The 14,311-nt window shown below is 32.6% G+C and carries 13 protein-coding genes; all 13 read left to right on the forward strand.

Annotated features, from left to right (window positions below; translation table 11 throughout):
- Positions 1-10: 10 nt before the first annotated feature.
- The 13 genes from metG (at position 11) to ACTHPI_RS07620 (ending at position 14,301) form a co-directional block, all read left to right on the forward strand.
- Positions 11-1,990: a methionine--tRNA ligase gene (gene metG, locus ACTHPI_RS07560; RefSeq protein ID WP_445353559.1), complete on the forward strand. Its 1,980-nt coding sequence runs from the start codon at positions 11-13 to the stop codon at positions 1,988-1,990.
- Positions 1,990-2,757, forward strand: coding sequence for a TatD family hydrolase (locus ACTHPI_RS07565; protein WP_445353560.1), 768 nt, complete (start codon positions 1,990-1,992; stop codon positions 2,755-2,757). Before metG ends, ACTHPI_RS07565 begins: the two co-directional genes overlap by 1 nt.
- Positions 2,744-3,313, forward strand: coding sequence for a ribonuclease M5 (rnmV, locus tag ACTHPI_RS07570; protein ID WP_445353561.1), 570 nt, complete (start codon positions 2,744-2,746; stop codon positions 3,311-3,313). The genes ACTHPI_RS07565 and rnmV overlap by 14 nt, the downstream gene beginning before the upstream one ends.
- Complete coding sequence (gene rsmA, locus ACTHPI_RS07575) at positions 3,303-4,190, forward strand: 16S rRNA (adenine(1518)-N(6)/adenine(1519)-N(6))-dimethyltransferase RsmA (RefSeq protein ID WP_445353562.1); 888 nt, start codon at positions 3,303-3,305, stop codon at positions 4,188-4,190. Before rnmV ends, rsmA begins: the two co-directional genes overlap by 11 nt.
- 73 nt (positions 4,191-4,263) lie before the next feature.
- Positions 4,264-4,521, forward strand: a complete 258-nt coding sequence (locus ACTHPI_RS07580; protein ID WP_144354723.1) for a Veg family protein — start codon at positions 4,264-4,266, stop codon at positions 4,519-4,521.
- A gap of 104 nt (positions 4,522-4,625) precedes the next feature.
- Positions 4,626-5,456, forward strand: a complete 831-nt coding sequence (purR, locus tag ACTHPI_RS07585; RefSeq protein WP_445353563.1) for a pur operon repressor — start codon at positions 4,626-4,628, stop codon at positions 5,454-5,456.
- A 48-nt stretch (positions 5,457-5,504) separates the two neighbouring features.
- The gene (gene glmU, locus ACTHPI_RS07590) at positions 5,505-6,890 is read left to right on the forward strand and encodes a bifunctional UDP-N-acetylglucosamine diphosphorylase/glucosamine-1-phosphate N-acetyltransferase GlmU (RefSeq protein WP_445353564.1); all 1,386 of its coding nucleotides are present in this window, start codon (positions 5,505-5,507) and stop codon (positions 6,888-6,890) included.
- A gap of 260 nt (positions 6,891-7,150) precedes the next feature.
- The gene (locus tag ACTHPI_RS07595; RefSeq protein WP_445353565.1) at positions 7,151-8,023 is read left to right on the forward strand and encodes an SLAP domain-containing protein; all 873 of its coding nucleotides are present in this window, start codon (positions 7,151-7,153) and stop codon (positions 8,021-8,023) included.
- A gap of 93 nt (positions 8,024-8,116) precedes the next feature.
- A complete protein-coding gene (locus tag ACTHPI_RS07600; protein ID WP_445353566.1) occupies positions 8,117-8,815 on the forward strand; it encodes an SLAP domain-containing protein in 699 nt (232 codons plus the stop codon).
- 90 nt (positions 8,816-8,905) lie between these two features.
- Positions 8,906-10,012 carry an SLAP domain-containing protein gene (locus ACTHPI_RS07605; protein WP_445353567.1) on the forward strand — a complete coding sequence of 369 codons (1,107 nt, stop codon included), beginning with the start codon at positions 8,906-8,908 and terminating at the stop codon, positions 10,010-10,012.
- A 143-nt stretch (positions 10,013-10,155) separates the two neighbouring features.
- A complete protein-coding gene (locus tag ACTHPI_RS07610) occupies positions 10,156-11,997 on the forward strand; it encodes an SLAP domain-containing protein (RefSeq protein WP_445353568.1) in 1,842 nt (613 codons plus the stop codon).
- Positions 11,998-12,189: 192 nt separating this feature from the next.
- Positions 12,190-13,053, forward strand: coding sequence for an Rgg family transcriptional regulator (locus tag ACTHPI_RS07615; RefSeq protein ID WP_445353569.1), 864 nt, complete (start codon positions 12,190-12,192; stop codon positions 13,051-13,053).
- 258 nt (positions 13,054-13,311) lie between these two features.
- A complete protein-coding gene (locus ACTHPI_RS07620) occupies positions 13,312-14,301 on the forward strand; it encodes a helveticin J family class III bacteriocin (protein ID WP_445353570.1) in 990 nt (329 codons plus the stop codon).
- Positions 14,302-14,311: the final 10 nt, after the last annotated feature.

Here is a 14,311-nt window from a genome sequence, read left to right on the forward strand (position 1 = left end):
GAGAAAAAGTATGGCTGATAAAAAAACTTTTTATATTACAACCCCAATTTACTATCCATCAGGTAAATTAACTATTGGAAATGCATATACCACTGTAGCAGCTGATTCAATGGCTAGATATAAACGCAGCAAGGGTTATGACACTTTCTTTTTAACTGGAACTGATGAACATGGTCTAAAGATTGAACAAAAAGCTGAAGCTCGCGGAATTAAACCTCAAGAATTTGTTGATGAAATGGCATCAAGCTACAAGAAGCTTTGGAAGATGCTTGATATTTCTTATGATAAATTTATTCGTACTACTGATGAGGAACACGTTAAAGCCGTTCAAAAGATTTTTGAAAAATTATTGAAGAAAGGTGACATTTACCTTGGTGAATACACTGGTTGGTATTCAGTAGAAGATGAAGAATACTTTACTGAAAGTCAACTTGCTGAAGTTTACAAAGATGATAAGGGAAATGTTATTGGTGGAAAAGCTCCATCCGGTCATAAAGTTCAACTTGTTAAAGAACCATCTTACTTCTTTAGAATGAGTAAGTATGCTGACCGTCTTCTTGATTACTACAAGGAACATCCAGACTTTATTTTGCCTCATTCTCGTGAAAAAGAAATGATCAACAACTTTATTAAACCTGGTTTAGAGGATCTTTCAGTAACACGTACTACAGTTAACTGGGGAATTCCTGTACCAAGTGATCCTAAACATGTTGTATATGTTTGGATTGATGCCTTATCTAACTATATTACTGCTCTTGGATATGGTTCAGACAATGATGAACTTTTCAAGAAATTCTGGCCAGCTGATGTTCACTTAGTAGGTAAAGAAATTGTTCGTTTCCATACTATTTACTGGCCAATTATGTTAATGGCACTAGATTTACCACTTCCTAAGCAAATTTTTGGTCATGGTTGGGTATTGATGAAAGACGGTAAGATGTCTAAGTCTAAGGGTAATGCTGTATACCCAGAAATGATTGTTGAGCGTTATGGATTAGATGCCCTTAGATACTACTTAATGCGTGCAATTCCATTTGGCTCTGATGGTATCTTTACTCCAGAAGATTTTGTTGAAAGAGTTAACTTCGATTTGGCTAATGATTTGGGTAATCTCTTAAACAGAACTGTCTCAATGATTAACCAATATCAAGATGGTCTGGTAGCACCAGTTGCTGAAGAGCAAGATGAATATGGACAAGACTTAATAAAGACTACCCAAGAAGTAATTGCTGAATACACTAAGCAAATGGATAGCTTGCACTTCTCACAAGCTCTTGATAGTGTATGGAAACTTATTAGTCGTGCTAATAAGTATATTGATGAAACTACTCCTTGGATTCTTAACAAAGAAGGAAAGACTGAAGAATTATCTAAAGTAATGACCAACTTAGCTGAAAGTCTTCGTTTGGTAGCAATTCTTATTTCTCCAATTATGACTGAAAGTCCAGTTAAGATGTTTAATCAACTTGGTCTTGACTTTAATAATGATGAACAAAAAGATTTGTCATTTGGTGGATTTAACTGGGATATTAAAGTAATTGAAAAGCCAACTCCAATTTTCCCACGTCTTAAGCAAGATGTAGAAGTTAAATATATCAAAGATGAAATGAAGAAGGCTAAGCCAAAGAAACAAACTCGTAGTGAACAAAAGAAAGAAGACAAGTTTATTACAATTGATGACTTTGATAAGGTTAAGATGCAAGTAGCTAAAATATTATCTGTTGAACCAGTTAAGGGTTCAAACAAGCTCTTAATGTTCAAGCTTGACTTTGGTAATGGCCAAACTCGTCAAATCTTAAGTGGAATCCGCAAGTTCTATCCAGATGAAAGTGAACTTCTTAATAAGAAAGTTTTAGCAGTTACTAACTTAAAGCCTCGTAAGATGTTAGGTCATGTTAGTGAAGGAATGCTTTTATCTAGTGAAAAAGATGGCAAAGTTAAGTTAGCTATTGTAGGTGACGAGCATGAAGCTGGGGCTGAGCTTGGATAATGCAACTTATTGATAATCATACACATTTAAATGATGAACCTTTTCGTGGAAAGGAAGAATATTATTTAGATCGAGCAGAAAAATTATGTGTGACTAAAGTTATCTGTGCAGGACAAGACCCTGATTTTAATCAGAGAGCAATTGATTTAGCGCAACGTTTTGATAATGTTTACGCAATGGTTGGACTTAATCCAGATATTGCAAAAGATTACAATCAAGATGCGGAAGATAAATTAATTGAGCAACTTCAAATGCCAAAAGTTGTGGCACTTGGTGAAGTAGGACTAGATTATTATTGGGATGAATCACCTCGAGACAAGCAACAAGAAGTTTTTAGAAGACAGATTGAATTAGCACATGAACTAAAAATGCCAGTGGATATTCATACACGAGATGCTTTTGAAGATTGCTATAAAATTTTAAAAGAATCTAATTTGGAATATGGAGCCATTTTACATAGTTTTAATGGTGGAGTTGATTGGCTTAATAAGTTTCTAGATTTAAATGTAATGTTTTCTTATTCTGGTGTAGTTAGCTTTACTAAAGCTGTTGAAGTTCATGAATCAGCAAAAGTTGTTCCAATGGATCGATTTATGGTAGAAACAGATGCTCCATATTTAACACCTAAGCCATATCGTGGTCGTCAAAATGAACCAGCTTATGTACGTTATGTTGCAGAGGCGATTGCTAAGATCAAAGATATTTCTTTAGAAGAAGTAGCAGATGCTACCTATAAGAATACTGAGAGGGTTTATGGTATTAAATAAAAAGAATTTTAATGCAGTTATAGTTGTTGAAGGTAAGGATGATACAATCCGCTTGAAGCAATTCTTTCCTGGAATTGAAACAATTGAAACCCAAGGATCAGCAGTTTCTGAAAATGTATTAAAACAAATTAAGAAATTAAGTGAAACAAAAGATATTATTATTTTTACGGATCCTGACTTCAATGGGGAACGTATTCGCAGAATTGTAACAGAGGCTGTTCCTAATGCTAAACAAGCCTTTATCACTCGCAAAGAAGGCGAGCCAATTAAGCGTGGTAATAGTTTAGGAGTCGAACATGCTTCAAAAGAAGCTTTAAAGCGGGCTTTGAGCGAGCTTCATGAAGTTGAACCAGAAAAAAGTGACCTCGATTATGATCTCTATACTCAATTAGGTCTAGCTGGTGGTCAAGGATCGAGACATTTGCGTGAGCAAGTTGGAATCAAACTTGGAGTTGGTTATGGAAATTCTAAGCAATTTTTTAAAAGACTGCACATGTTTGGGATTTCAATGAATGAGTTAAGTGAAGCAGTAAAGGAAGTTCAAAATGGCAAATAATATTCCAATTGGGTCACCTGTTAGAACTCAAGCTATAGTTAATCGTTATTTTGTAAAAGCAAAAAAGAACTTAGGACAAAATTTCTTGGTAGATCAAGAAGCAATTTTAGGAATTGTACACGCTTCTGATATTCAAGAAGGGGATCAAGTTATTGAAATTGGTCCGGGGATTGGTTCATTAACTGAACAGCTGCTTTTAGCAGGAGCAAAAGTTTTTGCTTATGAAGTCGATGAAGACTTACCGCCTATTTTAAAAAATGAACTACCAGATAAAATTGGTAATGATAATTTGAGCAATCGTTTTAAATTAATGCTTAAGGATGTTTTAAAGGCTGATTTTAAGACTGATTTAGCAGGTTTCTTTGATTTAACTAAACCTGTAAAAGTAGTAGCAAACTTGCCATATTACATTACAACTCCTATTATTTTTGCATTAGCAGAATCTGATTTAAACTTTGAAAGTTTAACTTTGATGATGCAAAAAGAAGTTGCTGAGCGTTTAGTTGCAAGTCCTGGCTCAAAGGACTTTGGACCATTGTCAATTGCAGTTCAAACAGAAATGCACGCAAAAATTGCTTTAGAAGTTAAAAATACTTCATTTATGCCTCGTCCAAAAGTTGATTCCAGTGTAGTAGTTTTAACTTCATTAAATGACAAGCCTGATATTGAAAATCGCAAGCATTTTAATTGGGTAGTTAAAATGTGCTTTAGTCAAAGAAGAAAAACTCTTAATAATAATTTGAAAAACTTGATTCCAGATAAAGAGCAGCGAGCAAATTTAATTCACAAACTTGGCGTAGATCCTAAGGTTCGTCCAGAAGATTTAACAATTTCACAATTTATTGTGATTGCTAAGGCGATTCCCTTGAAGCAGTAGGCTTTAAAGGCTGTGCCCGACTTGAAATATTTATTAAAATATGTTAAAATTTACCTAAAGGAGTTGTTTTTTAGTGCCAACATCAATTAATACGATTAAAAGTAAGTTGGATTCTCACTTAGGCGATACCTTAACAGTAGTAGCTCAAGCGGGTCGTAAAAAGGTAACAAAAAGACACGGAATTTTACGTGAAACTTTTCCTGCTGTCTTTATGGTAGATTTGGACCAAGATCAAAATAATTTTAAACATGTTTCTTATAGTTACACTGATTTGTTAACCAAGAATATTGCATTAGAATTTGATGATGAAGCTGAAGAAGCCGAAGCTTAAATTATTTAAAAATTAAGCACTAACAGTTAAAATGTTAGTGCTTTTTTGTGCGCTTTAGAGTAATATAATTACAGATAAAAAACAAACATTAGAAAGGAAAAAATATGAAACGTTCAGAAAGATTAGTGGACATGACCAAATATTTGATGGAACGCCCACATACCTTAATTTCACTGCCTTTCTTTGCCAAGCGTTATAATGCGGCAAAGTCTTCAATTTCAGAGGACTTGGCAATTTTGAAGCATACTCTTGCAGCTAATCAAGATGGTATTTTAGAAACTGTTGCAGGTGCTGCTGGTGGAGTAAGATATATTCCATTTTTAGGTAAAGAACATGCTCAGACTTATTTGACTGATTTGGCTGAAAGAATTGAAGACCCGAGCAGAATCTTGGCTGGTGGTTTTGTTTATATGTCTGATATTCTTGGAAACACTCAGGATTTGCGCTTATTGGGTGAATTGATTGCTACACGCTATGCCTATTCAGAAGTTGATGCAGTAATGACTGTAGAAACTAAAGGGATTGCTTTAGCACAAGTTGCGGCTCGTTTTTTGAATGTACCATTTGTAACTGCAAGAAAACGTTCTAAAGTTACTGAAGGAGCTACTGTATCAGTAAATTATATTTCATCTTCACTTGATCGAGTTTCTAAAATGGAGTTACCTACTCGTGCGCTTAAAAAGAATTCTAATGTACTTATTGTTGATGACTTTATGAAGGGCGGAGGAACCTTAACTGGTATGGAAGAATTAGTTAAGGAATTTGATGGTAAGATTGCTGGCATTTGTGTTCTTTGTGAAGCAGACTTTGATAAAAATAAGTTAGTTGAAGATTATTTATCATTAGTAAAAATCACTAAAATTGATACTCATGATAAAATTATCGCTGCTGAACCAGGAAACTTTTTGGCTCAAACGGATTTTGACCGCTTCTAAATGTTATACTAAAGGTTAGTTTAATATTAAAAAAAGGAAATTAAAATTATGAAAAAATTTGTAGTTGTCCTTGCTGCTGGTAAGGGTACCCGTATGAAATCAAAGCTCTACAAAGTTTTGCACAAGGTTTGCGGAAAAACTATGGTAGAGCATGTTGTTGATGCTGCTTTAGGAGTAGATCCTGAAGAAGTTGTAACAATTGTTGGAACTGGTGCTGAAGATGTAGAAAAAGTTTTAGAAGGTAAATCTAAATTTGCTTTTCAAAAAGAACAACTAGGCACTGGTGATGCAGTAAAAACAGCAGCTGAGCTTTTAGAAAATGAAGATGGTGAAACTTTAGTAGTAACTGGTGATACACCTTTATTTACTACCGAAACTTTTAATAATCTTTTTAAATATCATCAAGAAAGCGGAAATGCTGCAACAGTTTTAACTGCAGTAGCACCTAATCCATTTGGTTATGGCAGAATTATTCGTGATGAAGATGGAAACGTGCTTCGCATTGTAGAACAAAAAGATGGTAATAGTGAAGAATTAAAAGTTAAAGAAATTAATACTGGTGTTTTCTGTTTTAATAACAAGAAACTTTTTGAAGCTTTAAAGCATGTCACTAATAATAATGCACAAGGTGAATATTACTTAACTGATGTATTAGAAATCTTGCGTAAAAATGGTGATAAGGTTGGTGCTTATACAATGCCTGACTTTAGCGAAAGTCTTGGAGTAAATGACCGTGTTGCCTTAGCTCAAGCTACAAAAATTATGCAAAAACGTATCAATGAAGAACATATGAAGAATGGTGTTTCCTTTATTGACCCAGATACAGCATACATTGATAGTGATGTAAAGATTGGCAACGATACAGTTATTGAAGGTAACGTTGTTATTAAAGGTAATACTGAAATCGGCAGTGAAACTGTAATTACTAGCGGATCAAGAATTATTGATTCAAGGATTGGTAATAATGTAACGGTAACTTCTTCAACCATTGAAGATTCAGTAATGGAAGATAACACTGATATTGGTCCAATGTCCCATCTTCGTCCAAAAGCACTTATTAGAGAAGGTGCACATATTGGTAACTTTGTTGAAATTAAAAAAGCCGAAATTGGTGTAGATTCTAAGGTTGGTCACTTAACTTATGTTGGGGATGCTACTTTAGGTAAAGATATCAATGTTGGTTGTGGAACTATCTTTTCAAATTATGATGGTGTTAAGAAATTCCATACTAATGTTGGTGATCACTCCTTCATCGGTGCAGGTGCTACTTTGATTGCTCCAGTAAATATTGCAGATCATGCATTTATTGCTGCAGATTCAACTATTACAAAAGATGTTGATAAATATGACATGGCAATTGCTCGTGGTCGTCAAGTTAATAAGCCAGATTATTGGCATAAACTTCCATTATCAAAAGATAAAGAATGGCAATAACAATTAAATAACAAAAATTAAGTCTATAAATTCATACTTTTGAAATTTATAGGCTTAATTTTTGCCTTATCTATAGTATTTTTGCAAAGTTAGAATTATAATGGATTTAAATAAAAAAACATAACATTTAGAAAGGAATGAATGCTTTCTAAAAAATATAACAGAGAAAAAACAACAGAGTATTTGACAATTTAATATTAAGACCACATTTTGCATTCACATTAACGTGGAGATTATAGATTTAACATGAGGTAGAGAACATGAAAATAAGTCGTAAAATAATGATGGTATCAGCAGCTGTTTTATTGGGAGCAAGTCCATTAGTTGCAACTAATGTTAGTCAGACTGCCTCTGCAGCTAACTATAAGACTAATAGTAAAGAAAGCTCAGTAGTAACAATAAAGAGTGCGCATTTTGTTAATAAAAATGGTAAGGAATTGCCAATTGTTGCAGAAAAAGGTGGCTCTTATACTGTTTGGGATATTAAGACAATTGGTGACAAAACTTACTATAATGTAGAAAAAGGTGCAGATTACTGGCTTTTATCAACAGTGACCAAGGGACGTGTAACATATATTAAAAACGGTGCAACTTACACAGTTTCAACTAATGAAAATACTGCATCTGGCACTGTAGCACCGCATTCTACAAGTAGCACTATTACTTTAAAGCATAATGCTTATATTTATTCTTCAAATGGTAAACGTCAAGGAAAAATATATATAGCTAAAGGTGCAGTACTTGCAAATCACGGTACTAAGAAAATTAAAGGCAAGCTTTATTACAATGTTGGTGATGGTCGCTATGTTAAAGCAGGTAATATTCAAACTGAAACAGTGATGCCACATGCAAGTGAAGTATCAGGCAAGTCAACAACTTCTAAGTCTACTAAAAGAGTTGGTCGCTCTGATGATTGGCAACCAGATGATAATACTTTAAGGTTGAAGAGAAACGCTATTCCATATGATGAAAATGGTAAGCGTCGTACTGATTTGGGATATACTTACATTAGAAAAACAACATTACTTAATTATTATGGTACTAAGAAAATTAACGGTACAACTTATTATTACTTAGGTGATGGTGTTTACATTAATGGTGCAAATGTTAAGTCTGTTAATAATAAAAAATAAACGAAGTGGTCTTTTAAGACCGCTTTTTTGTTTGGGATTATAATAAAAATATGATAGTGATTAGATATTTAGACTGAGAAAGAAGTAAAAATTATGAGACTGAATAAGAAAGTGATCGGTATAACATTAGTAGTTGGTTTAATGAGTGGAAGTAGTCCAGTTTTTGCAGCAGGAGAAAATTTTAAAATCAATAATTCAACCATTAAAGTAAATCCTGCTGTTAAAATTAAATCTACAAAAACTAAAAAAGATAAAATTATACCAGATGAAGAAGAACCCAATCAGCTTCTAAATACAATAGTCAATAGTAGTAAAGTTAGCTTAAATCATAAGGCTAATTTTTATAATAGTGAAGGAAAAAAGCAAAAGAAAATAGCTAAGAAAAATAAAAGTTATACTATTTATCAAATTCGAACCATAGATAAAAATACTTTTTATAAAACAAAAAATAATCTATGGTTGAAGTCCGATGATGTGCGTGGAACAGTGCAATATCAGGAAAATGAGTTTTCTATAATGAATTTGATAACTGATAAAAAAGGAAATCTATCATATTCTGTTGATAATTCTAATCCTATAATAAAAGAAATGATAACTAAGCATAATGCTTATATTTATGATAATAATGGCCAGCTTGATTTAAGTAAAAAAGGAACAGTTTCTTTAATCAAAAAGGGTAAAAAAGTTAAAGCTTATGCTATTAGAAAAATAGGAAATAAGAAATTTTACATCACTAATTATGGTTGGATTAAATATAAAAATTTGGAAGAAATAAAAAATTCTAAGAAATAGTAAATTTGAATTATAATTATTTCACAAATAATGTCTTTGGCATTACAATATATGGGTATAAATATAATTTTCAAATGAGGTAGAGAAATTATGAAATTAAGTCGTAAATTAGTTATGGTATCAGCTGCAGCATTAATGTCAGTTAGTCCACTTGCTGCACCAGTAGTTAACTCAACTGTTGCTCAAGCTGCAACTAAGAAGTCTTCAAACACAGTTCATAAGACTTATGGTAAGAACAGCAAAGTTACTGTTACTAAGGGTCAAAACTTTGTAAACGAAAATGGTAAGAAGACTTCAAAGAAGGCACCTAAGGGTGGCGAATACATTATTTGGGATGTTAAGGAATTTGATGGTGAAGTTTACTACAGCATCCAAACTGATCTTAAGTACTGGATTCCAGCAGTAAATACTAAGGGTAGTGTTCAATATAAGACTGGTTCAACTACTGTAACTCTTAAGACTGATGGTAAAAAAGTAGTTCAAACTGAATCTTCTGCAAAGAAGACTACAAAGAAGTCAGATTCAAAGAAGGAAACTGCTAAGAAGTCAACTAAGGAAACTTCAAAGAAGACTGCAAAGTCAGACAAGAAGGAAGCTAAGACTACAAAGAAGTCAGAATCAAAAGCAGACTCAAAGAAGGAATCAGCAAAGAAGTCAACTAAGGAAACTTCAAAGAAGACTGCAAAGTCAGACAAGAAGGAAGCTAAGACTACAAAGAAGTCAGAATCAAAGTCAGATTCAAAGAAGGAAACTGCTAAGAAGTCAACTAAGGAAACTTCAAAGAAGACTGCAAAGTCAGATAAGAAGGAAACTAAGGCTACAAAGAAGTCAGAATCAAAAGCAGATTCAAAGAAAGAATCAGCAAAGAAGTCAGCTAAGGAAACTTCAAAGAAGACTGCAAAGTCAGACAAGAAGGAAACTAAGGCTACAAAGAAGTCAGAATCAAAAGCAACTTCAAAGAAGTCAACTAAGAAAGCAATCAAACCTGTAAAGATTACTGCAACTAAGAAGACTCCAGTTGTTGATAAGAATGGTAAGAAAGTTAAGACTTACATGGGTTCAAAGAAGTACACTATTATTGGTAAAGGCATTACTGTTAATGGTTTAGGTACTAAGAAGATTGATGGTAAGACTTACTACGCATTACAACCTGATCACTACTATGTATTAGCTTCAGACTTTAAGACAGCTAAGTAGTTACAAAAGATTTACAATTATTTGAGAAGATGGTATCAAAATTGAACCGTCTTCTTTTTTTGCGTTATAATGTAATTAACGCACCCATTTGGGGATAATGAAGTATAATTTAAATAATTAGATATTATGAGGTTAAGAATTTTATGAAGTTAAGTCGTAAGTTAATGATGGTATCAGCTGCAGCTTTAATGGGAATTAGTCCTGTTATTGCACCAGCTGTAAGTTCAAATGTGGCTCAAGCTGTAACTAAGAAAGCTACTAAGAAAACTGTTACTAAGAGCGGAGACGAAACTAAGCTTGGCTCTAATGCTTATATTTATGATAAGAATGGTAAACGTAACACCAATTACAAATATGATGGTAAAGTTTGGAAGATGATTGGTAAAGGTTCAACTATTCAAACTTATGGCACAACCACTATTGACGGTACTGTATATTTTGACATTGGTGATGGCAATTATATCAAAGCTGGTAATGTTGCTACTGTAAATGGTAAGAAGTACACTTCTTCAACCAAGGCTTCTACTACTTCAAAGAAAACTACCACTACTAAAAAGACTGATTCAGATAAAAAAGCAACTTCAAAGAAAGACGATTCAAAATCAATTGAATTAATTAGAAATGCATATGTTTATGACAAAAATGGTAAGCGTATCAAGTCAGCTGGTACTTTAAAGAAGGGATCAACTGTTGAATATCTTTCAACTGTAACTATCAAAAATAAGAAGTACTTGGACTTAGGCAAGGGTCAATTTATTAAAGTTGGCAATGTAAATGCTGATGATATTATTGATGATAATACCCCAACTGGTACTTTAACTCATAATGCATATGTATATGATAAAAATGGTAAGCGTATCAAGTCAGCTAAAACTTTGAAAAAGGGTGCTACTATTAAGTACACTGGAACTAAAACAATCAAAGGTAAAGATTACTATAATTTAGGTAAAGGGCAATTTGTAAAGGCTGCTAATGTAAAACCTGATGTAGATGATCAACAAGGCGATGATGAAAACGTAAAGAATACTTACGTTAAATTAATCAAAAATGCCTATATTTATGATGAAAATGGTAAGCGTGTCGCAAATACTGGTCTTTTGTTCAAAGGTCTTGAATATCAAACTGTAGGAGACGGTGCTAAAAAGATCAATGATGTATGGTATTACCAAATTGGTCATAATCAATTCATTAAGGCAGTTAATGCAGTTGTTTCAAGTGGAGATGCCCTTATTCCAGCAGATGAAGATCCTGCTAAGCCAAATGCAGATGCAGATGCAACTTTAGGTACTACAATTGCAACTTGGAAAGAAAATGCATCACTTTACAATTCTAAAGGTGTTGTAAAACCAAACACTTACTTTAACCAAGGTCACCAAGCTCGTGTAAATAAGCTTCTTTACATTTGGGTAAAGGCAGAAAATAAGGCAGAATTGTTCTACCAAGTAGCTAGTGCAAAAGACAGTTATGTAAAGGCTGATGTAGTTGATGTTAAGGATTCAACTTTAGCTATTTCAAATACTCAAGAAGAAGCTAAGAACTTGGCAACTCCAGCCACTACCGAAACTAAGCAAGGATTAGTAGCTGCAATTAATGCTGCAGAAGCTGTTAAGAAGGAAGCTGCATACACTTTAGCTTCCCCAACTGCAAAGCAAAACTTTGATAAGGCATTGCAAGCAGCAAAGGATATTAATGAATCTGTAAATGCTAATATGGCAGAAGTTAACACTAATCTTAATGCTTTAGTTACTGCTCAAGGTCAATTAAATGGTAGAAAGGTTCAAGTAACTGATTTGAACAATTTGTCAGCAAGCGAACAAGAACAAATTATTCAAGTTGTTGCTAATGCAGAAGGTGTTCCAACAAGTTCAGTTAAGTTCTCTGGTAACACTAATGTAGAAGTTACAAATGCAACTGGTTATGTTTCAACTAAGCCAGTAACTGATTACGCTACTGCAACTCCTCAAACTGCAGCAAGTGTAAATTAAGTAAAAGGTAAAGATTAAGAAAACGCATCCTGGTGAGGGATGCGTTTTTTTGTGTAGTAAAATAAGGATAAAAGGTTATTTTATATTTGTTGACAAAATTGCAAGAAGATTGGTACCGACAATTAAGCCACCACCAATTATTGTGTTAAGAAATAATGTTACTAGTTTTTGTTTAAACATGAGGTGCCTCCGATGAATAAAAATAATAATAGTTTGGGAATAAATTTTCGTAAAATTAGAAATAGTAAACATGTATCTTTGGAAAATGCTGCACAAGGTATTACAACAACTACTAGGCTATCTAACTGGGAATTAGGAAATCTTAGTGATGGAATGCCAATAGAAATTGTTAATCAATTACTTGATAGGTTAAATATTTCTTATGATGAACTTGTTCAAGGAAAAATTCGAGGAACAAATTTTACTGAAATAGTAAGTAAGTTTTATCAATCAAATAATACTCACGAGTTAAAAAAGTTAACTTTAGATTGTTTAAAACAATATCAGAAAACTGATTTAATTGCAGCTTTATTAAAAGCTGCAATTGCGGATAATTTTTATTTTGATTTAACTGGTAAAGATTTGTTTTCAACCAATGAAAAGACAAAAGTAGAATTATACTTAAGTCAAATAACTATTTGGTCATATAAAGATATTCAACTTTTTGCTAATGTCCAATTATTGCTTAAACCTCAAATGGTATATAATTTATCTCGATCTTTGATAAGTACTGTCTACGAAGATGAAGAAGCTAGTAATATTGTTGCAGTTGCGCTATTAAATGCTATTTTTACTTTAATAAAAAATAAAAAGTTAACTTTTGCAAAAGAACTTCTGGCTCCAACTACTAAAATAAAATTTTCAAAGTATAATTATTTAGTCGCATTACGTATAAAATTTATGTATGCTCTTATTAGTTATATTGAACAGCATAATTTTCAAAATATTGAAATATTATTTAATAATATGAAAACTTTTCCTGAATATGATCAATTATTAACAGATTTCAAGTTTGCTTTTAAACAAATCCAAAAAATTTATAAAGTAAATAACTGACCACTTCTAGTATAGTACAAATTGTAAAGAATAAATTTACTTTTTAATTTAGAAAAAATTAATAATTATTTTTCCTAATATTAGGAAAAATAAGAATATATAATCTAAAAACAAGTTAAAATGATAATGTAGATAGAGATAATACTATCTATATAAAATCGAATCATAGTCAGTTAGATTTTATTATGTGATGACTGGGATGCATGGAAGTGAAATGCATTGATTTTATTTAGAAGTGTATACTTCTGAGGCAAAATTATGACGGATATAAATCCAAATGTTAGCTTGGCATATAACTTAAATCACTATGAGCCTAATAAGCCAAACGGTGGAGACGATGACCTTTACCATGTAGTTGTTCAAAAAGGTAATGTTGGCACAAGCTATGTTTATGCCTTACAATTACTTCACGATGGACACAATATCTATGTCTTTCGTGGTAATAGGCAGACTAATGTCCCATTTGCAAAACTAGATCCAGTATTAAGACTAATTGGTCAAGATGGTAATACTGCTGGTGGTCATACACAGACTTGGGAATATGCTGGTCGGTCTGGCGATTGGCTTGTTGGAACTAAGCCTAAGGGTAGCGGTGATCCTTGGACAACTCAAATTACAAGAGTTCATATTCCTGATGGTACAAAGATTTATAAAAATACTGAATTACCTCGTCTTTCACATTTAAATTATGCAGGTGGATTTCATATTAATATGAGTCGTGTTGAAGCTGCTGTATCTCCTTCCCCTAATTATTCAAAGCTATTAATTGCAAGTGCGGATACCAATGGGAATGGATACTTTTCTATTTATGATATGAAAGAAGTAAATGTCGCACTCACAAGATCACAATCAAATGTATCAAATGGTATTATTCCTGATGTAGATATTAGAAACTTGCATTGTGATAAATCATTTGAAATTAAAGAAATTACTAAATCTAATAAAGTTGGATCACTTCAAGGATATGATATTGATGATGGAGCTAATAATATCTATATTTCTAGTCAATTTGCTGGAAACAATGAACGTAAGATAGTAAAAATTCCTTGGAATTCTGATAATCCTAATGAATGGCAAAGTATTGATTTAACTTATGATCATACAATTGATGTTAGTGGATATTATACTGAATTTGAAGGAATTCAATTAATTGGAAATAATGATGTATATTTAACTGTAGCATATCATGATCCTAAACAATCAAATGATTTAACTGTTATGAATCGCATTTATAGAGTAAGTTGGTAATAGATAACTA

The organism is Lactobacillus sp. PSON (genome assembly GCF_052615405.1).